The 22,367-nt window shown below is 74.4% G+C and carries 17 protein-coding genes; 12 read left to right on the forward strand and 5 right to left on the reverse strand.

The window, feature by feature from the left end; translation table 11 throughout:
• Positions 1-30 precede the first annotated feature (30 nt).
• The 10 genes from O4J56_RS12305 to O4J56_RS12350 all read left to right on the forward strand — a co-directional run bounded on the left by O4J56_RS12305 (position 31) and on the right by O4J56_RS12350 (position 12,304).
• On the forward strand, positions 31-771 hold the full coding sequence (locus tag O4J56_RS12305; RefSeq protein WP_270685872.1) for an SDR family NAD(P)-dependent oxidoreductase: 741 nt from the start codon (positions 31-33) through the stop codon (positions 769-771).
• Positions 768-1,211, forward strand: coding sequence for a DMT family transporter (locus O4J56_RS12310; protein WP_270685873.1), 444 nt, complete (start codon positions 768-770; stop codon positions 1,209-1,211). Before O4J56_RS12305 ends, O4J56_RS12310 begins: the two co-directional genes overlap by 4 nt.
• A 31-nt stretch (positions 1,212-1,242) precedes the next feature.
• Positions 1,243-1,560, forward strand: coding sequence for a DMT family transporter (locus tag O4J56_RS12315; protein ID WP_270685874.1), 318 nt, complete (start codon positions 1,243-1,245; stop codon positions 1,558-1,560).
• A gap of 464 nt (positions 1,561-2,024) precedes the next feature.
• Entirely contained in the window at positions 2,025-4,166 is a 2,142-nt protein-coding gene (locus tag O4J56_RS12320) for a LuxR family transcriptional regulator (RefSeq protein WP_270685875.1), read from the forward strand.
• Between the two features lie 101 nt (positions 4,167-4,267).
• Positions 4,268-5,965, forward strand: a complete 1,698-nt coding sequence (locus tag O4J56_RS12325) for a class I adenylate-forming enzyme family protein (protein ID WP_270685876.1) — start codon at positions 4,268-4,270, stop codon at positions 5,963-5,965.
• Positions 5,966-5,988: 23 nt separating this feature from the next.
• Positions 5,989-7,059 (forward strand): methyltransferase, encoded by a 1,071-nt coding sequence (locus O4J56_RS12330; protein ID WP_270685877.1) that lies wholly within the window; start codon positions 5,989-5,991, stop codon positions 7,057-7,059.
• A gap of 149 nt (positions 7,060-7,208) precedes the next feature.
• Positions 7,209-8,819 (forward strand): ABC transporter substrate-binding protein, encoded by a 1,611-nt coding sequence (locus O4J56_RS12335; RefSeq protein WP_270685878.1) that lies wholly within the window; start codon positions 7,209-7,211, stop codon positions 8,817-8,819.
• Positions 8,820-8,826: 7 nt separating this feature from the next.
• Entirely contained in the window at positions 8,827-9,783 is a 957-nt protein-coding gene (locus O4J56_RS12340; protein WP_270685905.1) for an ABC transporter permease, read from the forward strand.
• Positions 9,780-10,622, forward strand: a complete 843-nt coding sequence (locus tag O4J56_RS12345; RefSeq protein ID WP_270685879.1) for an ABC transporter permease — start codon at positions 9,780-9,782, stop codon at positions 10,620-10,622. The genes O4J56_RS12340 and O4J56_RS12345 overlap by 4 nt, the downstream gene beginning before the upstream one ends.
• Entirely contained in the window at positions 10,619-12,304 is a 1,686-nt protein-coding gene (locus O4J56_RS12350; protein WP_270685880.1) for a dipeptide ABC transporter ATP-binding protein, read from the forward strand. Before O4J56_RS12345 ends, O4J56_RS12350 begins: the two co-directional genes overlap by 4 nt.
• A gap of 46 nt (positions 12,305-12,350) precedes the next feature.
• Here O4J56_RS12350 and O4J56_RS12355 read toward each other — a convergent pair whose 3' ends face one another.
• Together O4J56_RS12355 and O4J56_RS12360 are read right to left on the reverse strand one after the other, a co-directional pair.
• Complete coding sequence (locus O4J56_RS12355) at positions 12,351-12,578, reverse strand: ferredoxin (RefSeq protein ID WP_270685881.1); 228 nt, start codon at positions 12,576-12,578, stop codon at positions 12,351-12,353.
• Positions 12,575-13,804, reverse strand: coding sequence for a cytochrome P450 (locus O4J56_RS12360; protein WP_270685882.1), 1,230 nt, complete (start codon positions 13,802-13,804; stop codon positions 12,575-12,577). The genes O4J56_RS12355 and O4J56_RS12360 overlap by 4 nt, the downstream gene beginning before the upstream one ends.
• Positions 13,805-13,894: 90 nt before the next feature.
• Between O4J56_RS12360 and O4J56_RS12365 the strand changes: the two genes are divergently transcribed.
• Positions 13,895-14,548: a TetR/AcrR family transcriptional regulator gene (locus tag O4J56_RS12365; RefSeq protein ID WP_270685883.1), complete on the forward strand. Its 654-nt coding sequence runs from the start codon at positions 13,895-13,897 to the stop codon at positions 14,546-14,548.
• A 178-nt stretch (positions 14,549-14,726) separates the two neighbouring features.
• Positions 14,727-18,041: an NACHT domain-containing protein gene (locus O4J56_RS12370; protein ID WP_270685884.1), complete on the forward strand. Its 3,315-nt coding sequence runs from the start codon at positions 14,727-14,729 to the stop codon at positions 18,039-18,041.
• Between the two features lie 33 nt (positions 18,042-18,074).
• Here the strand turns inward: O4J56_RS12370 and O4J56_RS12375 are convergent, their stop codons facing one another.
• The 3 genes from O4J56_RS12375 to O4J56_RS12385 form a co-directional block, all read right to left on the reverse strand.
• Positions 18,075-19,607 carry a serine hydrolase domain-containing protein gene (locus O4J56_RS12375; protein ID WP_270685885.1) on the reverse strand — a complete coding sequence of 511 codons (1,533 nt, stop codon included), beginning with the start codon at positions 19,605-19,607 and terminating at the stop codon, positions 18,075-18,077.
• Positions 19,608-19,720: 113 nt separating this feature from the next.
• Positions 19,721-20,302, reverse strand: a complete 582-nt coding sequence (locus tag O4J56_RS12380) for an ArsR/SmtB family transcription factor (protein ID WP_270685886.1) — start codon at positions 20,300-20,302, stop codon at positions 19,721-19,723.
• A 1,432-nt stretch (positions 20,303-21,734) separates the two neighbouring features.
• Entirely contained in the window at positions 21,735-22,352 is a 618-nt protein-coding gene (locus O4J56_RS12385; RefSeq protein ID WP_270685887.1) for a TetR/AcrR family transcriptional regulator, read from the reverse strand.
• Between the last annotated feature and the right edge of the window lie 15 nt (positions 22,353-22,367).

Raw genomic sequence — 22,367 nt, forward strand, 5'->3', positions numbered from 1 at the left:
ACATAAAAATCTGCGAGGAGGACACCCCCCATGGGTTCGCTTGACGGCAAGTCCGCGCTGGTCACCGGCGGCAGCAGGGGCATCGGCGCGGCGACCGCCGCCCGTCTGGCCGAGGAGGGCGCCGCGGTCGCGATCACCTACACCTCGGCCCAGGACCGCGCCGAGAAGGTGGTCCGCGGGATCGAGGAGTCGGGCGGCCGGGCGGTGGCGCTGCGCGCCGACGCGGCCGACCCCCAGGCGGTGACGGCCGCGGTGGACGGGGCCGCCTCCGCGCTGGGGTCGCTGGACATCCTCGTCAACAACGCCGGGATCTTCCCCTACGGCGACATCCGGGAGTTCACCCTGGAGGACTACGAGAACACCATGGCCGTCCACGTGCGCGCGGTGTTCGTGGCCGTCCAGGCGGCCCTGCGCCACATGGGGGAGGGCGGGCGCATCATCACCATCGGCAGCAGCCTGACCGAGCGCGTCCCGGCCCCGGGGATCAGCCTGTACGCGATGAGCAAGTCCGCGCTCATCGGGTTCACCAAGGGCCTGGCCCGTGATGTGGGCCCCCTCGGGATCACCGCGGCCATCGTCCACCCCGGCTCCACCGACACCGAGATGAACCCGGCCGACAGCGAGGAGGCCGACGAGGAGCGCGCCCTGACCGCCCTGGGCCGCTACGCCCGCCCCGAGGAGATCGCCGCCTCGGTGGCCCACCTCGCCGGGCCCGGCGGCGCCTACATCACCGGCACGTCGATCACCGTCGACGGCGGCGTGACGGCGTGAGCACGGTCCAGCACCCCCGCCCGCGCGGCGCCGAGCCGCGCGGCGGGGGCCGCCGCGCCGCGTTCTTCTGGACGGTCCTCGTCGTGGCCGGGCTGCTGGAGATCGTCTGGTCGCTGGCGCTCAAGGAGGCCGAGGGCCTCACCCGGCCGGGCTGGGCCGCCGCGGGGATCGCCACGGCCATGGCCAGCCTGGGCCTGCTCTCCTACGCCCTGAAGGGGCTCCCCGTGGGCAGCGCCTACGCCGCCTGGGTCGGCATCGGAAGCGTCGGCGTCGCCGTCGCCGGGATGCTCGCCCTCGGCGAGCCGGTCACCGTCCCGCGGCTGCTGTTCCTGGGACTGATCGTCGCGGGCGTCGTCATCCTCAGCCTGGCCGAGACCCCGCCGGGCGAGGATGGGGCGGCCGAGCGCCCCGGGGCGGCGAACGCCGCTGAGCAGAGCTGACAGAGCTGACGAGGAATGCGAGGAGGCACCGATGGCATGGGTGGTCCTGACCGTCGCCGGACTGCTTGAGATCGTCTGGTCGCTGGCGCTCAAGAAGGCCGACGGACTGACCCGCCCGGGCTGGAGCGTGCTGGGCGTGGGCACGGCCATGGTCAGCCTGGGCCTGCTCTCCTACGCCCTGAAGGACCTCCCGGTGGGCACCGCCTATGCCGCCTGGGTCGGCATCGGGACCGTGGGCGTCGCCGTCGCCGGGATGGCCGCCTTCCGCGAGCCCGCCTCGCGCACGCGCCTGGCCGGCCTCGCGGCGATCATCGCGGGGGTGGTGGGGCTCAACCTGATCGGAGGCTGAACCACCGCTCCGCGGGCGCCCCGTGCGCGCGGACCGGCGGGGCGCCGCCCGCGCGACGGGCGGCGCCCATTCGGCGTGCCCGCGGCAAGAGAATAGGAATTCACACACGGCAGGCGAGTGGCGCATTCTGGCCAACCCCCTCTCCAGAGAACTTCGATCACGGTCCTGAATGTATGATCGCCCGGGGGCCGAAGGGCCCGGCCCATTGGGTCCTCCCCCACTGCCCCCCATTTTCCGCGCCCGTCGACGACCTGCACCGGAACCACAGACAATGCTCTGACCAGCACGGACACGACCCGTCTCGCACACGGGCCACGATTAGGCCATTCGGACCGCAGTCCACCCACGAATAAAGGGGCCGCCCCCGCTACCGCCCCGCCACGGTCCGTTCGCAACTCATCCCCCCATTCGTGGGCACCAACTCCCCGACGGAGGCCCGGCAATTGTCCGCGTTCACGCAAACGGTGAGTTCTGACCAGGAATCCGGCAGTCACGCTTCCCTGACGACCACGGCGACCGGCCTTTTCACGCTCTCCCCCACGCCCTCCGGCGGTTCGGACCTTCCGGCACTGGCCGGGCTGACGGACCGGGCGCGGTGGCTCCTCAACGCCTGCACCATCCTCGAGCAGCCGTTCACGGCCGAGCAGCTCGCGGCCGTCCTGGGCGCCTCCCCGCCCGACGTCCTGCCCGTGCTCCACGAGGTCCTGCAGGCCGGCGCCCTCGTCGACGAGGGCGGCCGCTTCCGCTTCCGCAGCGACCGGCTGCGTGCACGGCTCTCGGGGGCGCTCACCATCGGGGTCCGCGAGGCCCTCAGGTCCGCCGCCCGCGGCGGCGGCACCGGGCCCGGGCCCGACCCCGCCATCGACACGCTGCTCACCCTCACCGAGGAGATGAAGGCGACCGCGCCCCGGACCGCGGCCGACCTCACCGTGCACCTGCTCTCCCTGCTCCCGGCCGACGACCGGCGCCGCCCCGGCCTGGGCGCCCAGGCCGTCCGCCTGCTCGCCCTGTCCGGCCGCTCGGCCGAAGGCACGCGCCTGGGCGACGAGCTGCTGCAGAGCCCGCTTCCCCCGACCGCCTCCGGCGAGGTCTACCTGGCCCTGGCCGACACGGCCTACATGCACGGGCACGCCGACGACGCCGTGGCCTACTCCGCCAAGGCCCTGGCCCTGCCAGGGCTCCCCCCGCAGACGCTGGCGCGCATCCGCAGCATCCGGGCGCACGGGCTGCTGGACACGGCGCCCGGCGAGGAGGCGGTGCACGACGCCGACGCCCTGTCCTGCCGGGCGGTCGACGGCGCCGCCCGCACCGGGGACCTGGTCTCCCTGGTCTGCGGCTACTCCAGCCGCTGCCGCAGCTCCCTGGAGCTCGGCGACATCGAGGCCTCGGTGCGCTTCGGCACCACGGCGGTGCGCATCGCCGACGAGTCCGGCGGCCAGGCGGGCCACCGCCACCCGCGGCTGTGGCTGGCCGCGGCCTACACCGCCGCCGACCGGACCGCCGAGGCGCTGGACACCCTGACCGCCGACCGGGAGGAGCTGGAGCGGTTCGGCACCTCCTGGTCGCAGCCGCTGTGGCACCTGCGCCTGGCCGAGCTGGCGGTGCGCTCGGGCGACCTGGACCAGGCCCGGCTGGAGGCGGAGCTGGGCGCGCGGGCGCTCGGCGGCCGCCGCGGCTCCCCGCACGGGGTGCGGCTGGAGCTGGTCCATGCCGCCGTCGCCCTGCACCGCGGCGACCTGGAGCGGGCCGGCGGACACATCGCGGACGCCGAGGCCGGGGCCGCCTCCGGCCGCTTCTCGCCCCCGGCCGACCTGCCGTGGCTGCGGGCCCAGCACACCGAGGCGGTGGCCGGGCCCGGCGGGGCGCTGGCGCAGATCGCCGAGACCGCGCGGGACCGCGGGCGGCTGCGGCGCCTGCTCGTGCGGCACCCCGACGCGGCCGCCCGGATCGCCGTGTGGGCCCGCGGACACGGTCCGCACGGGCTCGCGGAGGCGGTGGCGGCCCAGGCCCGCGCGCTGGCCGACCGGAATCCGCAGGTGGAGCTGTTCACGGCGGCCGCGCTGCACGCCGAAGGGGTGGTGGGTGGGTCCGCCGCCTCCCTGCGCGACGCGGTGGAGGCCTACGCGCGGGGCAGCAGGGTCCTCGCCATGGCCGGGGCCGTGTACGACCTGGCCGCCCTGGAGACCGGGGCGGCGGGCGCGGCGCCCCGGACCGGGGCGGCGCCGGCCGGCACCGCCGCGCTCGTGGAGGAGGCCGTGGCGGCGACCGCCGCCGTCGGCGCCGAGGCGCAGGGCGCCCGGCTGCGCCCGCTGCTGGAGCTGCTGCGCGCCGAAGCGGACGCGTCCGGGCCCGACCCGTCCGGGCTCACCGGATCGGAGATGCGGGTGGCCCGGCTCGTCGCCGAGGGACTGACCAACCGGGAGGTGGCCGCCCGCCTGCACCTGTCCCCGCACACCGTCGACAGCCACCTCCGGCACAGCTTCACCAAGCTGGACATCAGCAGCCGGGTGGAGCTGACCCGGTGGGTGCTGGCCAACGACGGGAACGCCCGCGCCCGGCTGCGCCCGGCCGCCCCCGAGGGCGGGCTTGGCGCGAACGCGGGATGAGCCGCGGCGGCCGCCGCGGCCATCCTTCAAAGGTGCGCGGGCGGGCCGGGGCCGTCCCCCGCCGCCCGCGCCCCGACCCCGAGCGCACTGGAGGACCCGCGATGTCCACCGCCCACCGCACCGAGGACGGCACCCACGCCCCGCACGCCGCCGTCCCGCCGGCGCTGCGCGCCCGCCTGCACGACGATCCCGGCCTGGGCACCGGCAACTTCCTGGACCGGGTGCGCGCCGTGCACCCGGCCGCCGACCGCCCCTTCGTGTGGGCCGTCCCCTCCGGCGGCGGCCCGGAGGCGGCCCAGGCGTGGAGCCTGGACCGGATCACCGCCGCCCGCGACGCCCTGGCCGCCTGGTACCACGGGGCGGGCGTCTCCAAGGGGGTGCCCGTCGCCGTCCAGATGGGCGACGGCTTCGGCTACTTCCTCCACTTCCTGGCCCTGAGCTCCCTGGGGGCCGTGCCCGCGCTGGTCAACGGGGGCATGCCCGCCGCCGTCGCGGCCGACTACATCCGGCGCACGGGAGCCGCCGGGGTGGTCGCCGACACGCCCCGGCTGGAGGCCCTGCGCGCCGCCGGACTGCGCGCGGGCCCCGGCATGTTCCTGCAGGAGGCCGGGGCGCTGCCGCTGGAGCGCTCCCCGGGCGACCGGCTTCCCGGGGTCTTCCCCTACCCGCACGCCGACACCGACCCGGTCATGCTGTGCCACACCTCGGGGACCACGGGGGCGCCGAAGGCGGCGACCTTCGCGCACCGGCAGTTCTTCCTGGGCAAGCGGGAGCGGCTGGTCTCCTTCCCCGCCCCGGAGGACGGGAACCGGCTGCTGTCGGCGCTGCCGCAGTCGCACTCGGCGGGGATCAGCTACCTGATGACCGCGACCCTGCTGGGGCTGCCGACCATGGTGCTGTCCGACCCCGGCGGCCCGTCGGCGGTGGCGGCCATGCGCGCGTTCGCGCCCACCGTGGTGGCGGCGTTCCCGCAGACCTGGGTGGACCTGGCCGGGACGGACCTGGACGGGGCCGCCGACCGGGTGCACACCTGGATCAACACCGGGGACTCCGCGCACGAGGCGCACGTGCGGGCGCTCGTGCGGTACGGGCGCCGGCCCGAGGGCGGCGGCTTCCGGCCCGGCTCGCGGTTCATCGACGGTCTGGGCTCCTCGGAGATGGGCATGGCCCTGTTCCGGAAGGTCAGCGACCCCGAGACCGACGACTACGGCCGGTGCGTGGGGGTGCCCATCGGCGTCGTGGAGGAGGTGGCGGTCCTGGACGGGGACGGGCGCCCGGTCGAGGACGGCCGGCCCGGCCGGCTGGGCGTGCGCACCCCCACCGTGACGCCCGGCTACTGGAACGACTCGGGCCGCACCGCGCTGTCCTCGTTCTCCGGCTACTGGCTGACCGGGGACGTGGTCTACCGGGACACCGACGGCAGGATCTACCACCTGGACCGCGTCCCCGACGTCGTCCACACCGCGGACGGGCCGGTCTTCAGCCTGCCCCTGGAGGAGGTCGTGCTCTCGGAGCCGGGGGTGGCCGACTGCGCGGTGGTCGCGGTGCCCGACCCCGGGACCGGGGCGATGGCGCCCTACGCCGTGGTGCGCCCCGCCGAGGGCGCCGAGCCCCCGGCCGACCTGCTGGGTGCGCTCAACGCACGCCTGGAGGCGGCGGGGCTGGCGCGCCTGCGGGGCGCGTCGGCCGTGCGGTCCGAGGAGGACTTCCCCCTGGGCCCCACCGGCAAGGTCCTCAAGCGCCGGCTGCGGGAGCGCTTCGCCGATGCCCTGGGCGGCCCGGTCGGGTCGCCCGCCTGACGGTACCGATGACGGGAGAGCGGATGGAATCGACCGAACCGTACGGCGGCGAGGGCACCGACATGCCCGGCGGGGCGCTCAGCGGCGCCGGCCGCCCCCCGGCCGTGCGCATGTACGAGATGCTCTACAGCTCGCTGGTGAGCCAGCTGCTGGTGGCCGTCGCCGAGGCCGGCGTGGCCGACCAGGTGGAGGAGGGGCCGCTCGGCGTCGCCGAGATCGCCGAGCGCACCGGCACCCACCCGGACGCGCTGCAACGAGTGCTGCGGGCGCTGGCCTCCACCGGGGTGTTCCGGGAGACGCAGGCGGGGGTGTTCGGGCAGACCCCGCTCTCGCGCACGCTGTGCAGCGCCCAGGAGGGCTCGATGCGCGACGTCGCCCGCTACGTGGGCCTGCCCGCGCGGCAGTCGGCGTTCGCCGCGGTGGGGCACAGCCTGGCCACCGGGGAGCCGGCCTTCCCGCACGTGCAGGGGCGCACCTGGTGGGAGTACTTCGCCGAGCACGCCGAGCTGGCGACGCTGTTCAACCGGGCCATGGGGACGATGTCCCGGCGGGTCAACTCCGAGGTGCTGGAGTACTACGACTTCTCCCGGGCCCGGTCCCTGGTGGACGTGGGCGGGGGGCAGGGCCACCTGGCGGTGCTCATCGCGCAGCGGTACCCGCGGCTGCGCGCCACCGTGTACGACCTGCCGCGGGTGGTGCCCGAGGCCGAGGAGGTGGTGCGGCGCGGCGGCGTCGCCGACCGCGTGCACTGCGTGGGCGGCGACTTCCTGGAGTCGGTTCCGGAGGGGGGCGACCACTACGTCATCTCCTGGACGCTGCACGACTGGGACGACGGCGACGCGGCGCGCATGCTGGCGAACGTGCGCCGCGGCATCGCCGACGGCGGCACGCTGCTGGTGATCGACGAGGTGCCCCCGGTGGGGAACGCCCCGCACTTCGGCAAGTTCGAGGACATCGTGATGCTGACGCTCCTGCGCGGCCGGATCCGCGACGAGGAGGCGCTGCGGAAGCTGTTCGCCGGGGCCGGGTTCGAGATCGCCGAGGTCCGTACGACGGCGTCCCCGACGAGCGTGATCGTGGCCCGCCCGGTCTGATGCGGGGGGCGGTGCGGGGGCGTGTCCGGGCCGCGCCCCCGCACCGCGTGTGCTGCAACAAATTTTTCGGACACTGTATACGGTAGGCCCCTTTACGGGTACAGTCCCTCCCGTTCGTGATCTTGCCTCGTCCCCCCGGAGGTGAGCCGGTGTCCCCCGCCCTGCCGCGCCCCGCCCTCGCCGCGGTGCTGGCCGTCCCCCTGCTGCTGCCGCTGGCGGCCTGCGCGCCGCTGGTCGACCCGGTCGCCGCCGCCGACGAGGAGCGCTCCTCGGTCCGGGCCCCGCTGGCCGACGGCGGTGAGCTCGTGGTCGGCCTCGACGCCGAACCCGACGCCCTGGACCCCACCCTGTCCACCACCCTGGTCGGACGGCAGGTCTTCGCCGGGATGTGCGAGAAGCTCTACGACGTCGACGCCGAGTCCGGCCTGGTCCCCCAGCTCGCCGCCGGGGACCCGGTGGTCTCCGGGGACGGGCTGGAGGTTCGGGTGCCGCTGCGCACCGACGGGGTGCGGTTCAACGACGGCACCCCCTTCGACGCCGACGCGGTCGTGCGCAGCCTGGACCGGCACCGGGAGATGCCCGGATCCACCCGGGCCACCGAGCTGGACGCGGTCCAGGACGTGCGGGCCGAGGGCGAGGACACCGTGGTGCTGCGCCTGTCCCGCCCCTACGCGCCGCTGCAGTCGATCCTCGCCGACCGGGCCGGGATGGTGATGTCCCCGGCGGCGCTGGAGGCCCACGGCGAGGACTTCGCCCGCGACCCGGTGTGCGTGGGCCCGTTCCGCTTCGCCGAGCGCGTGGCCCAGGACCGCATCGTGCTGGAGAAGAGCCCGGAGTACTACGCCGCCGACGAGGTGCACCTGGACCGGGTCGTCTACCGGCCCATCCCCGACGACTCCATCCGCCTGGCCAACCTGCGCGCCGGACAGCTCGACGTGATCCAGGAGGTCGGCCCCACCGACGTCGCCCAGGTCTCGCGCGAGGACGGCCTGGTCCTGCTGAACCAGCCCTCCTCGCACTACATGGGGATGACGATCAACCTGCGCGACCCCGACGGCATCGGCGCCGACCCGCGCCTGCGCGAGGCGCTGGCCCTGTCGCTGGACCGGGAGACCATCAACGAGGTCGCCTTCGGCGGGGTGTACCAGCCCGCCTGCGGGCCGATCCCGCCGATCAGCGAGTACGCCGACGAGACCGTCCTGGCCTGCCCCGGGCACGACCCCGGACGCGCCCGCGAGCTGGTCGCCGAGAGCGGCGCCGAGGCCCCCGTCCCCGTGGAGCTGATGATCCCCAACGACCCGGTCAACATCCTGCTGGGCCAGACCGTGCAGGCGATGGCCGCCGAGGCGGGCTTCGCGGTGCGGCTGGAGCCCACCGAGTTCGCCTCCTCCATCGCCGCCGCACAGGCCGGGGACTTCGAGGCCTACATCTCCGGCTGGTCCGGGCGCCCCGACCCCGACGGCAACATCGCCTCCTTCTTCACCACCGGCGGCGCCAACAACTACTCCGGGCACTCCGACCCCGAGGTGGACGCGCTGATCGAGGACGCGGCGGCCGCCACCGACCCGGATGAGCGCCAGGAGCTCTACGACGAGCTCGTCCCGCGCATGCAGGAGGCCAACGCGGTCGTCTACCTGTACCGGCAGCGGTACTACGTCGCCCACCGCGACGGCGTGGCCGGGGTGGAGCTCTACCCCGACGGGCTGATCCGGGTCGCCGGGGCCGGGCGCACGGCCGCCGCGGCCGGGGACGGGGGGTGAGGCCGTGATGGTGCGCTACCTGCTCGGCCGCCTCGCCCAGGCGGCGCTCACCCTGCTGCTGGTCTCGGCCGCGGTGTTCGCCGGGCTGCGCGCCATGCCCGGGGACCCGGCCGTCCTGCTCGCCGGGGAGGACCCCGACCCCGAGACGGTCGCGCAGATCCGCGCCGAGCTGGGGCTGGACCGGCCGGTGCCGGTGCAGTACCTGGTGTGGCTGGGGAGGATGGCGCGGCTGGACTTCGGCGAGTCGGTGCGCACCGGCCTGCCGGTGTCCGACACCCTGCTCACCCGGCTGCCCGTCACCCTGGAACTGGCCCTGCTGAGCCTGCTGGTCGCCGCGGTCGTCGGGGTGCTGGCCGGGGTCGCCGCCGCCGTCCGGCAGGGGCGCCCCACCGACTGGGCGGCCAACGCCGGGGCGCTGCTGGGGCTGTCGGTGCCCAACTTCTGGCTCGGCCTGATGGGCGTCCTGCTGTTCGCGGTGGTGCTGGGCTGGCTGCCCGCCTCGGGCTACGTGCCGCCGAGCGAGTCGCTCACGGGCAACCTGGCCGGGATGCTCATGCCCGCCCTGGTGCTGGGCACCGGGCTGGCGGCGGTGGTGATGCGCCAGACCCGCTCCTCGATGATCGAGGTCCTGGGCTCGGACTACATCCGCACCGCCCGCGCCAAGGGCCTCTCCCCGGCCCGCGTGGTGCTCGTGCACGGGCTGCGCAACAGCATGGTGACCGTCCTGACCATCCTCGGCCTGCAGCTCGGGGCGCTGATCTCCGGCGCCGTGGTCACCGAGCAGATCTTCGTGCTCGCCGGGTTCGGCAACCTGATGGTGGAGTCGGTGTTCACCCGCGACCTGCCCGTGGTGCAGGCCGCCGTGCTCGTCACCGCCGCCGGGTACGTGCTGGTGAACCTCGCGGTGGACGTGTGCTACTCGCTCGTCGATCCGCGCATCCGGATCCAGGGGGGCCGCTCGTGACCGCAACCGCGACCCCGGCACGGCGCCTGCTCCGCAACCCCGCCGGGGCGTTCGGACTGGCCCTGACCGTGCTGCTGGTGGGCGCCGGGCTGCTCGCCCCGCTGGCGGCCCCGCACGACCCGGCCGCCGTCGGCTTCGACCGGCTCTACGCCCCGCCGTCGTGGGCCTCCCCGCTGGGCACCGACGAGCTCGGCCGCGACCAGCTCTCCCGGATCCTGTACGGGCTGCGGGCCTCGGTGCTGATCGGGGTCGCCGCGGTGCTGATGGCCGCCGCCGTCGCCGTCCCCCTGGGCCTGGCCGCCGGGTACTACCGGCGGGTGGTGGACCCGGTGGTCTCCCGCCTCAACGACGCGGTGATGGCCTTCCCGTTCCTGGTGCTGGCCGTGGGGCTGGCCGCGATCCTGGGGCCCTCGCCGGTCAACGCCGCGGTGGCGATCGGCGTGTCCCAGGTGCCCAACATCCTGCGGGTGATGCGCGGCGAGGCCCTGCGCCTGTCCGGGGAGCAGTTCGTCGACGCCGCCGTCGCCGGAGGTGCCGGGGACGCCGCCGTGCTGTTCCGCCACATCCTGCCCAACGCCGCCAACGCGCTGCTGGTGCAGGTCACCGTCGGCATCCCGGCGGCGATCATCGCCGAGGCGATGCTGTCCTTCCTGGGGCTGGGGGTGCAGCCGCCCACCCCGTCGCTGGGCGTCATGCTCTCCTCGGCCCAGTCCACCTTCGCCCAGGCGCCCTGGCTGGCGGTGTTCCCCGGTGTCGCGCTGGTCCTGCTCACCCTGGGCTTCAACCTGCTCGGCGACGGACTGCGCGACGCGCTCGACCCGAAGGGGGCCCAGCGATGACCCGGCCCGAGGAGGCACCGCGGCGGCGGGAGGAGCGGGAGGAGGAGCCCGTGCTGCGGGCCAGCGGGCTGACCGTCCGCTTCCCGGGGCAGGAGGGGCACGGGGCCGCGGTGCGCGGCCTGGACCTGCACGTGGCCCCCGGCGAGGTGCTGGCGCTGGTCGGCGAGTCCGGATCGGGCAAGAGCGCGGCGACCATGGGCGTGCTCGGGCTGGTGCCCCGTGGCACCGAGGTCGGCGGCTCCGCCGTGCTGGGCGGGCGCGAGCTGGTCGGCCTGGGCGAGCGCGGCCTGCGGGGGATCCGCGGGCGCCGGGCGGCCGTCGTCTTCCAGGAGCCCATGACCTCGCTCAACCCGGTGTTCACGGTCGGCTGGCAGCTGCGCGAGGTGCTCCGGGTGCACCTGGGGATGGGGCGGGCCGCCGCGCACGCCCGGGCGAGGGAGCTGCTGGAGCTCGTCGGGCTGGACGAGGCGGAGCGGCGGCTGCGCGGGTACCCGCACCAGCTCTCCGGCGGGCAGCGGCAGCGGGTGATGATCGCCATGGCGCTGGCCTGCGACCCGGAGGTGCTCATCGCCGACGAGCCCACGACCGCGCTCGACGTGACCGTGCAGGCCGGGATCCTGCGGCTGCTGCGCGGCCTGGCCGACCGGCTGGGCACCGCGATCGTGCTGATCACCCACGACATGGGGGTGGTGGCCGGGGTCGCCGACCGCGTGGTGGTGATGCACCGGGGCGAGGCGGTGGAGTCCGGGGAGGTCGGGCGGGTGCTCGGCGCGCCCCGGCACGACTACACCCGCCGCCTGCTGGCGTCCGTGCCCCGCCTGGGCGCCTCCTCGGCCGCCGGCGCCCCTCCGGCCGACGCCCCTCCGGCCGCCGACTCGGGCGCCGCCGCCCCCGGCTCCGGGGACGCCGCGCCCGCCCTGGCCGTGCGCGAGCTGTCCGTGCACTACGGCTCCGCGGTCGCGGTGTCCGGGGTGTCGCTGACCGTGGCCCGGGGCGAGACGGTCGGCCTGGTCGGCGAGTCGGGCTCGGGCAAGTCGACGCTGGGTCGGTGCGCGGTCGGACTGCAGCGCCCGTCCTCGGGGTCGGTCGCGGTGTGCGGCACGGAGATCTCCGGGCTGTCCCGCCGCCGGATGCGCCCGCTGCGCCGGTCGGTGCAGATGGTGTTCCAGGACCCGGCCTCCTCCCTCAACCCGCGCATGACCGTCGGGGCGATGCTGGCCGAGCCGCTGCGCCGGTTCGGCCCGGCGCGCGGCGCCGCACTGGATCGCCGGGTGGAGGCGCTGCTGGAGGACGTCCGCCTGGACCCGGACATGCGCCACCGCTACCCGCACCAGTTCTCCGGCGGGCAGCGCCAGCGGGTGGCCATCGCCCGCGCGCTGGCCCTGGAGCCGGACCTGCTGGTGGCGGACGAGCCGACGAGCGCCTTGGACGTCTCCGTGCAGGACGAGATCCTGGAACTGCTCACCGCCCTGCAGCGGGAGAAGGGGTTCGGGTGCCTGTTCATCAGCCACGACCTGGCCGTGGTGGAGCGGATGTCCTCCCGGGTGGCGGTGATGCGCGGCGGAGAGCTTGTCGAGGAGGGCCCCACCACCCGGGTCCTGTCCGACCCCGAGCACCCCTACACACGCACGCTGCTCGAGGCGGCACCCTCGGTCGACGCGGCGCCCCGGGCGACGGGCTGAACCGAGCGGGTCGCCGCCGCGGCGGGTAGTGGCGGGGCCCCGGTCCTCACGTCCCCGGATCGTCCGGCGGGGCCGGGGCCGGCCCCGCCACGCGCACCGCGCGGCTGGGGCACAGGCGTTCGGCCTCGCGCGCCGCCTCCTGCCGGGCGCCCGCGGGTTCCGGGACGAGCACCCGCACCCGGCCGTCGTCCTCGTCCTGGTCGAACAGGTCGGGGGCGGTCAGCACGCACATCCCCGCGCCGACGCACACCTCCCGGTCCGCGGTGACCTTCACTGGTCGCCACCCCAGCTCACCGGGAGGCTGTGCAGGCCGAAGACCAGTCCGTCGTGCTTGTACGGCAGCTCCGACACCGGCGCCTCCAGGCGCAGCCCGGGCAGCCGCTCGACCAGCGCGGGCAGCACCACCTCCAGCTCCATCCGCGCCAGGTTGGCCCCGAGGCACTGGTGCACCCCGTAACCGAAGGCGAGGTGGCGCTGGTCGCCGGAGCGCACCCGCAGCCGGTCGGGGTCGCCGAAGGCCTCCGGATCCCGGTTGGCGCCCGCCAGCAGCGCGATCGCGCCCTCACCGGCGCGGATGTCGACGCCGCCCACCCGCGTGTCCCGCACCGCCACCCGGACGGGGATGAGATCGGCGATGCTGAAGTACCGCAGCAGCTCGGCCACCACGTCGGGCACGCGGTCGGGACGTTCGCGCACCACCGCCCGCAGGTCGGGGTCCTCCGCCAGCGCCACGGCCCCCAGCGCGATCATGTTGGCGGTCGTCTCATGGCCGGCGGTCAGCACCATGGCGCACATCTTCACCGCCCCTTCCCTGCTGAGCTCCCCGGCGGGCTCCATGTGCCGCGTCGCCAGGCGGCTCATCACGTCGTCCCCGGGGTCGCGCCGCTTGCGGGTGAGGAGTTCGTCCATGTAGCCGAAGAGGCGCCCCAGCGCGGTCAGCGTCTCCTCCCGGGTGCTGGTGCGGGAGACGACCGCCCGCGCCTGCTCCTGGAAGAACGCGTGGTCGTCGTAGGGGACGCCGAGCAGGCGGCAGATCACGGACGAGGGCAGCGGCAGCGCCAGGTCCTCCACCAGGTCGGCGGGCGGCCCCTTGCGCCGCATACCGTCCAGCAGCTCCGCCGTGGTGCGTTCGACGCCGGGGCGCAGCCCTTGGACACGGCGCAGCGTGAACTCGGGGATCAGCAGGCGGCGTTCGGCCGTGTGCCGCGGCGGGTCCTGGCGGAGGAACGGCGGGTCGGTCAGGACGCCCCGCATCTCGGGCTTGACGGCCGGCAGGTCGGGGTTGCGGCCGTCGGCGCTGAAGTCCGGGCTGGAGAGCAGTGCCCTGACGTCGGCGTACCGCGTCACCGCCCACACCCATCGGCCATCGCGCGTGCGCACCCGGGTGGGGCCGCCGGTCCGCAGGTCCGCGTACTCGGCGGGCTCGGACATCGGACAGCGGCGGGGAAGGGGCAGCTCGAGGGCGGGCCGCCCGGTGTCGTGGAGAGTCGGTCCGGCCATGATGGCCTCCATAAACGAAGGGAAATCCTCCACTTTCATTCCCTACGCTAGCATAAGCGAAGGAGCATCCTCCAGATAGGAGAAGCCGGAGTGACGGACGGCGGCGAAGACGCCTCAGGACTGCGCGCCGACGCGCGGCGCAACCGGCGGATGGTGATCGACGCCGCCCGGGAGACCATCGCCGAACGCGGCGCCGACGCACCGCTGGAGGAGATCGCCCGCCGGGCCGGCGTCGGGATCGCCACCCTGTACCGCCGGTTCCCCGACCGCCTCTCCCTCGTGCGCGCCGTCGCCGAGGACAACATGAGGGTGTTCGGCGAGGAGGCGGAGCGGGCCCAGGCCGAGGAGCCCGATCCGTGGCGGGCCCTGACCCGCGTCTGCCACGCCGCGGTCGAGCGGAGGGTGGGGATGCTGCTGCCCTCGATGCTCCCCCACCTGCGCGAGGCGCTGAGCGAGCACGGCACGCTGTGGAAGCGGCGCGCCGAGGTGGTCGGGCGCTTGGAGGGCCTGCTCGCCGAGGCGCAGCGGGAAGGGCTGGTCCGGGGCGACATCGGCCTCGGCGACCTCCTGCTCGGAATCGTGAAGCTCGCCCGCCCGCTCCCGGGGATGGACGCGGAACTGGACGGGGAGGCCGCCCACCGGCAGCTGGCCCTCTACCTGGAGGGCCTGCAGGCGGCACGGCCGGGCCCCGGGGCGCACCGCCCCCGCACCATCGCCGACGTGGACCGCGAGCTGGGGATCTGAGCGGCGCGCGCGGGCGGGCGTTCGGCTGGGAGGCAGGTCTCCCGCCTATCGGGCCCTGCCCCGAGCCGCCCTTTCCCCGCGCTGCCCGGGTCCACGGACGGGCGCCCCTCCCGGTGCCGGGTACCGGAATCGCTGGAAGCCCGGCAGAATCGGGCTTCCAGCACCTCGAGGGAGGACGATGCCGGACCCTGTGCTCACGCTGGGCGCCACCGTCGTGAAGACCGCGCTGAAGCTTTGGATGGGCAACGTGCCCTTCGCGGCCGACGTCGGGGCCACCGCGACCGACCTGCTCGGCAAACGCGTCACCGATGCCATGGACCGCCGCAGGCTCCAGCGCCGGTTCGACGAGTTCGGGGACACCATCGCCCAGCGGGTGATCGACCAGCTCGGACACGAGTTCGCCGGGCTGCCCGGCAACGAGCGCGAGGCGGCCGTCCTCGCCGTCACCGACGCGTTCGAGCACGCGGAGCTGACCGATGGCTCCCTGTTCGACCAGGACCTCGACCCGCTCCACCTCGAACGCCGCATCCGCCGGTCCCGGCCGCAGGCGACACGCGACCTGGGCGAGGCGGCGGTCGGCGTCTACGACCGGCTGCTCCCCGAGTGCTGTGCCTACGCGATCGCGACCGCCACGTCGCTGCCGACGTTCCACGCGGATGCGTTCACCGAGCTGCTGCGGCGCGACACGATGATCCTGCAGCGGCTGGACAAGATCCTCCGCCAGATGCCGAAGCACTCGGCGTCCGACGGCGAGGGGAAGGAGGCGCGTTTCGCGACGGCGTACCGCCGGAAGGCGGCCGAGCGGTGGGACCGGCTGGAGCTGTTCGGCACGACGGCGCGGACGCGCGCCTACCCGCTGAGCCTCGCCTACCTGAGCCTCAACGTGACCCTTCCGAATCCCTCGGGCGACGTGCGCGGCCGCCGGGAAGAGCTCTTCGCCCAGGCCTCTGACCGGCGCGGCGGTGGGATCCAGTCCGCCGAGGCCGCGCTCGCGGGCAATCCGCGCCTCTTCCTCCGCGGCGCCGCCGGGTCGGGCAAGACGACGCTGCTCCATTGGATCGCCGTGCGGGCCAGCCGCTGCGACTTCCCCGCCGCGCTCGACGAGTGGAACGGGCTCGTCCCCTTCTTCCTGCCGCTGCGGCGCTACGTCGGCGAGCGCCTGCCCGAGCCCGAGGAGTTCATCCGTCCGACCGGAAGCCACCTGCAGAAGGCGTCGCCGGAGGGGTGGGTGCACCGGCTCCTCGACGAGGGCAGGGCGCTCCTGCTGATCGACGGGGTCGACGAGCTGCCCAAGGACGAGCGCGAGGCCGCCCGCCGGTGGCTCCGGGAGCTGCTCGCCGACTTCCCGCGCTGCCGCTACGTCGTCACGTCGCGTCCGGCGGCGGTGGGCGAGGACTGGCTCTCCCACCAGGACTTCACGAGCGCCGAGGTGCAGCCGCTCCGCGACGACGACATCCGGGCGTTCATCCGGTACTGGCACAGGGCGGTGCGGAGCGAGATCAGGGAGGAGGACGAGGAGGAGCACGCACGGCTGGAGAAGTACGAGTGGGAGCTGACCGCGAAGGTGCTCGGCCAGCGCCACCTGCGCAGCATCGCCACCACCCCCTTGCTGTGCGCGCTGCTGTGCGCCCTGAACCGGGACCGCAGAACGGCCCTGCCCCGGGACCGGATCGAGGTGTACCAGGCGGCGCTGGCGATGCTGCTGACCGACCGCGACGACCAGCGCGGCATCCCCGCGGACGGGCCGAGCATGTCACTGACGGAGAAGACCCGGCTGCTCCAGGAGCTCGCCAAGTGGCTGGTCCTGAACGGCAGCTCCGACGTCCCGCGCGCCGTCGCCGAGCGCCGGATCGAACGCCTCCTCCCGTCCATGCACCGGGTGGACGGAAGCGCGGCCGAGGTCTTCGAACACCTGCTCCTGCGCTGCAGTGTCCTGACGAGCCCGGCGGTGGACAGGGTCGCCTTCGTCCACCGGACGTTCGAGGAGTACCTGGCGGCGCGCGCGCTGATCGACGAGGACAGCCTTCCGCTCCTGGTCAAGAACGCGCACGACGACCAGTGGCGCGAAGTCGTGGTGATGGCGGCCGGGCAGGCGGGGCAGCGGCAGCGGGAGGAGCTGATCCGCGGCCTGCTGGAGCGGGCGGACGGGGTGAAGAGGCACCACGACCGGTTGCAGATCGTCGCGCTCGCGTGCTTGGAGGCGTCGACGACGCTGTCGGAGGAGCTGCGCGCCGACATCGAGGAGCGCGTGCGGGCGCTCATGCCCCCGCGCACGAAGGCTCAGGTGGGCGCCCTCGTCGAAGCGGGAGAGGCGGCGCTCCGCTTCCTCGACGGGGCCCAGGCCTCCGATTCCCGGAAGGCCGCGGCGACCATCCGCGCTGCGGCCGGGATCGGGGGCGACGGCGCCACGGAGGTCATCGCGGCGGTCCTGCGCGGCCGTCCGGGTGCGGGCGAGCTTGTCGCCGACGCCGTCTCGTACGCGTGGGCGAACTCCCCGACGGAGCGTTTCGCGGAGACCGTCTTTCCGCACTGCCCGCCCGAACTCCTCCGCTTCTTCACCACCGACGCCGAGTCGCTTGGGGTCCTGGCCCGGCACGCGCCCCACGTATCCCAGCTCGTCGTCAATGGACGCCCGGGCGACACCCTCCACCCCCTGGAGGTGTTCCCGGAACTGCGGGGCGTCTACGTGAACGGGAAGGACAGGAACGAGGTCTGGAGAATCGATACGGGGGGCGGATTCGCCCTTCCCTCCTCGGTCGAGAATGTGAACTCTTATTCGGAGACCGTGTTCAGCGACGCCGGCTTCCTCGCGGGGTCGGGCGTCACCACGCTGGGTCTCGGGCGCCCCCGGGAGACGGGGAACATCGAGGCCCTCCTCCAGGCGGAGAAACTGGAGCGGCTCCATCTGAACGGCAGGCTTCCGGACCTCCCCTTCGAGGGCTACATTCCTCGCGGCTTGAGGGAGCTGGACATCCGCGCCGACGCCGGAATCGATGATATCGGCGGCCTCGCCGGGCTGGCCGGGACGGACGTGGACCAGCTCACGCTCTCCGACCTCCCCGCGCTGCGTTCCATCTCCGGAATCGAGGACCTCGGAATCGACCTGAAGGGGTTCGCCTTCCTGGGGCTGAACGCCTATCAGGACATCGACCTCTCCCCTCTCACCGGGCTGCGCTCCCTCACGTGCGTCGGGCTCCTCTTCCACCAGCTGCTGCGGCACGAACACACGCTGACCCGCCTGGAGAACCTGGACACGCTGAACGTCTTCACCGGTGACGCCCACCGCCGGCACATGGCGTTCCCCGGCTGGCTCCGACGGATCCCCCGGCTTCGGAGGATCGAGGTCGTCGGGACCCCGGTCGTCGACGTGACCGGACTCGCCGGGGCGGAGAACCTCACGGTCCAGCGGCCGTACAGGGCACCGAAACGGGTGATCGGTGCCGAGATGCTCGGAGCGGGGTGCACGGTGTTCCGCGCCGGCCGCAAGGACTGACCCGGCACGGCGCCCGGGCACCCCGCCGCGGCCTCACGGCATCTGCCCGAGCGCGATCGCCGTGCCCCACAGGACCAGCGCCGCGAAGACCACGTTCACCGCCGGCATGATCCACGAGTACCACCGGGCCGGGGTCGCGCCGGGGCCGCCCGTCTCCCGCCACCGGAACCCGGCCGTGACCAGCGATGCCGCGATCAGGCCTCCGCCCAGCGCCCACACCGCCGGGGGCACCGTCCCCCAGTCCCCGAGGACGAACGCCCACGCCCAGGCCGCTACCGACACCGCCAGCTCGGCGACCGTGTTCACCCGCGCCAACCGCACCCGCAGGAGACGGCCCCGGGCGATCCGCACCAGGGTGAACAGGGGGACCAGCACGGCCAGGAAGACTCCGATCCCGGCGCCCCAGTAGGCGGAGACCCCGCCCTCGCCGTCGTCGGCGAAGGGCGTGGCGCCCATCCCCAGCAGCGCGAAGCCGATCCGCTCGGCGGGCGCCTCAGCCGAGTTCGCCATCACGACCACCGAACGGCCGTCGTCGGTGTGCGCCATGAACGTCCGCACCCCGCTCGTGGCGCCGTTGTGCCAGGCCACCTCGGTCCCGTCGACGTTCCACAGCACCCAGGCCAGCCCGGACCGCTCGTCGAACCCCTCTTCGGCGACACCGCCCTCGGTCTCGTGCGGCTCGTGGGTGAGCTCGGTGACCGGGTCGCCGGTGTCCTGGGCCGCGCCCAGGAACCGGTGCAGATCCCCCGGGGTGCTCCACGTCCCCACGCCCGCCGGCGCGAAGCGGCCCACCCTCCACTGCACGGCCGGCGAGGACGCGGCCCGGAACGGCAGCGCCACCCCATCCGGGGGTTCGGGGCCGTCCTCCGGGACGTGCACCACCGTCGCGTCCATGCCGAGCGGCTCGAGGACCCGCTCGGTGACCGCCGTCCGGTAGTCCGTCCCCGCCACCTCGCCCAGCGCCTCGCCGAGCAGGGCGAACCCGAAGTTGGAGTAGACGTAGGGGGAATCCGGTGCCGCGCCGCTGTTCTCCATGGACGCCGCGGCCTGGACCGGGGAGCCCGTCCGCCCGTACGGGTCGGCGCCGAAGAAGTTGGCGGCCAGTATGGACCGGGTCATGCCCGGGTCCGATCCGATGGGCAGGGGCGGCAGCCCGGAGGTGTGCGTGGCCAGGCTCTCCAGGGTGGTGTCGGCGACGGCCCGGTCCGCGAAGTCCACGTCCGGCCAGATCTCGCCGAGGGTGGTGTCCAGGCCGACGTCGCCGTCCTCCACCATCTGCGCGAGGAGCCGGGCGGTGACCACCTTCTGCAGGGACCCGGTCTCGAACCGCGTCCCCTCCCCCACCGGCGCGCCGTCGCCGCGGGTGCCCAGTTGCGCGGTGCGCGCCTGCCCGTCCTCCTCCAGAAGCACCGACACGCCGACCGCCGACCCGCGCGGGAGCTCGGCCAGCACCGCTTCGGCGACCTCCTCGTCCCCGGAGACGTTCCGCTCCACCGGCGGCGTCACCGGGAACACCAGGTAGGCGCCGATGGCAGCGGCCACGCCGACCGCGGCGGCCACCGCCACGGCCTTCCGCGGGCCACTCGCCCTCGGCGCCGGACCGGGGCCTTCCGCCGGTGCGCCGTGTCCTGCCTGTTCCGTCCCCGTCCACTGCATCGCAGCCTCCGTCCCCCGCGCGGTCAGCGCCGCGCGGCCATCAGCATCGTCAGGAGCGGCACGATGCGCTCGGGCGGCACCCGGTAGCGCCCGCGCCCGGCCGAGCGCAGCCACCCGTCGGCGGTGAGCCGGCGCAGGTGGTGGTAGAGCTGGCCGGTCGTACCGAGCTCGGGGTCCTCCTTAAGGGCGGCGGTGTCGCCGACCCCCGACAGGACCCGCTGCAGCAGGGTGAGCCGGACCGGGTGCCCCAGGGCCTCGATGGAGGAGGCGGCCTCGGTCCAGTCGGACTGGAGCAGCTCCACCGCCTCGGCCGCCATCTGCCACTCGTAGTTCTCGCCGGTGGGAAGCGGCACCTGCCCGGTGAACAGCACGGCCCCGCGGTCGGGGTCGGCCATCGCCTTGAGACGGTTCAGGGCCCAGAAGACCTCGCCGGCCGGCTCGCTGTCCGGCTCTCGAACCGGCTTGCTGTCCGAATCTCGAGCCGACTCGCTGTCCGGACCGCCGCCCGCTTCGTCGGCGCCGTACTCCGCAGCCCGCTCCAGCAGCCGGACCCGCTCCTCCAGCTCGGCCAGCCGCTCCTCGATGTGCTCCTCGCGGTTCTCCACGCTTCGATACTACGGACTTACGTAATTACGTACAAATCGAAGCAGACCCCGCCCCGGGTCGGCCATGGACCGGCGTACGAGTGGTCGCCGCGATGAGCAGCGACGACAAGAGGGGGCACCTCCCCACCCCTGCCTGCCGGGCGCGAGGCCCTTCACGGTCCGGGTGAGCGGGCGGCTGGGCAGGTACCCCGCTCAGGGTCTCCGGCCGGGCGGCGGCCTGGCGGGGTGTGGCGTGGAGGGCGGCGACGGAGAGAGCCGGTCGATTCCCCGGCCCTGCCTGCCGGGCGCGGCGCGTGTGCGTGGTCGCCGTGATGGGCAGCGACGGAGAGAGCCAGCCGGTTCCCCGACCCTGCCTGCCGGGCGCGGAGCCCCTCGCGGTCCAGGTGAGCGGCTGGGCAGGTACCCCACTCAAGGACCCCGGCCGGGCGGAGGGTCGGCGGGGCGCAGGGAGGAAGGCGGCGACGACGAAGGTCAGCAGCCCTTCCGGCAGCACTGTCGGGCGCGGCGCGTGTGCGTGGTCGCCGCGATGAGCAGCGACGGAGAGCTCCGGCCGGTTCCCCGGCCCTGCCTGCCGTCCGACAGGCCCCGGGTGGCCCAGGAAGGCGGCGCGACCGGGTGGGTGCATGGCTGAGCGCGTTCGTGGCGACCGCCGCCCCGGTGCCCCTTTCCTGGCGATGATCTCGACAAGAGTGCTGTCAAAACCGCCGGAATGACAGCACTCTTGTCGAGATCATCGCCGAAGGGGGCGGGAAGGGGATGCGTGGGTCATCTTGGGTGGTGAAATCGACACCTAATCTGCATGAAAGCGTCGATTTCACGACACAGGATGCCCACCCCCTCACCCGTTGCCCGTTATGCCAGGTATGCGCCGCCCGGACGGCCCCCTCCGCGTTGATCTCGGGGAAGTCGGGGTTAAAACGGACACGATAACCCCGAGTTTCCCGAGATCAACAACAGCGCGCCCCTGCAACGCCGCTCCCTCGTTGATCTCGGGGAAAAGGACGCTAAAACCGGCCCGGTAGCGTCATTTTTCCCGAGATCAACGAGCAGGGGGCGCCGAGGGCCGCCGTCCGGCCGGGGTCCGTGAGCGGGGTACCAGCTCGGCCGCCCGCGCACCCGGACCGCGAGGGGCCTCGCACCCGGCAGGCAGGGCCGGGGAACCGCCGGACCTTTCGCCGTCGCCGCCCACCACGGCGACCACGCACACGCGCCATGCCCGACAACGCTGCCGGAAGGGCCGCCCACCTGCGTCGTCGCCGCCCTCCACGCCTCACTCCGCCAGGTCGCCGCCCGGCCGGGGGCCGTGAGCGGGGTACCTGCCGGTCCCGTCGTCGATGGTGCCGGAGGGGCGACGGCGCCGACGACGTCCGCCGGGGCGGACCACGTCACCGCGACACTTCACCGCGAGTGGCAAGGACCCCCTGGGAGCCCCCTAATTCCCCCGCCTGGCCATCAGTCCCTCCACGACCTCGCCCACGAGGCGCTCGACCTCGGTGCGCGCTCCGCGCTCCTTGGCCTCCAGGTGGCCCGACAGGGCGAAGGTCATCAGCCCGTGCACCGTCGACCAGGTCAGCAGCGCCAGGTCCGCCGGGTCGCCCTGGCGGATCACCCCCTCGCGCTGCCCCTGCGCCAGCATCCCCGCGCACAGCTCGAACAGCGAGAGCGCCGCCGTGTGCAGGGGCCCGCCGGCGTCGCCTTCGGCCCGCTTCTGGGCGATCACCCACTCGCCGAACATCAGCCGGTACTGCTCGGTGTGCTCGGAGGCGAAGTCGATGTAGGCCAGCAGCACGACCCGCAGCACCGACGGCGTGTCGTCCGCTTCCCGGGCCGCCGTGCGCATACGGTCGCCCAAGGCGCGGAAGGCCTGTTCGGCGACGGCGCGCAGCAGCGCGTCCTTGTCGGCGAAGTGGCGGTAGGGCGCCGTCCGCGAGACCCCGACCCGCGCGCCCACTCCGCGCAGCGTGACCGCGCCGGGGCCGCCCTCGCCGAGCAGGTCCCAGGCGGCGCGGATGAGCCGCTCGCGCGTATCGGGCGTCCGACCAGGAATCACGCGAGAACCGTAAGA

Source organism: Nocardiopsis endophytica (assembly GCF_027706725.1).
GTDB lineage: Bacteria > Actinomycetota > Actinomycetes > Streptosporangiales > Streptosporangiaceae > Nocardiopsis_A > Nocardiopsis_A endophytica.

Excerpts from the sequence above, each read along its gene's own strand:
- O4J56_RS12360 (WP_270685882.1), bottom strand. The coding sequence starts at position 13,804 with ATGGCCGGACCGACTCTCCACGACACCGGGCGGCCCGCCCTCGAGCTG.
- O4J56_RS12340 (WP_270685905.1), top strand. The coding sequence starts at position 8,827 with ATGGTGCGCTACCTGCTCGGCCGCCTCGCCCAGGCGGCGCTCACCCTG.
- O4J56_RS12370 (WP_270685884.1), top strand. The coding sequence starts at position 14,727 with ATGCCGGACCCTGTGCTCACGCTGGGCGCCACCGTCGTGAAGACCGCG.
- O4J56_RS12350 (WP_270685880.1), top strand. The coding sequence starts at position 10,619 with ATGACCCGGCCCGAGGAGGCACCGCGGCGGCGGGAGGAGCGGGAGGAG.
- O4J56_RS12325 (WP_270685876.1), top strand. The coding sequence starts at position 4,268 with ATGTCCACCGCCCACCGCACCGAGGACGGCACCCACGCCCCGCACGCC.
- O4J56_RS12330 (WP_270685877.1), top strand. The coding sequence starts at position 5,989 with ATGGAATCGACCGAACCGTACGGCGGCGAGGGCACCGACATGCCCGGC.
- O4J56_RS12315 (WP_270685874.1), top strand. The coding sequence starts at position 1,243 with ATGGCATGGGTGGTCCTGACCGTCGCCGGACTGCTTGAGATCGTCTGG.
- O4J56_RS12305 (WP_270685872.1), top strand. The coding sequence starts at position 31 with ATGGGTTCGCTTGACGGCAAGTCCGCGCTGGTCACCGGCGGCAGCAGG.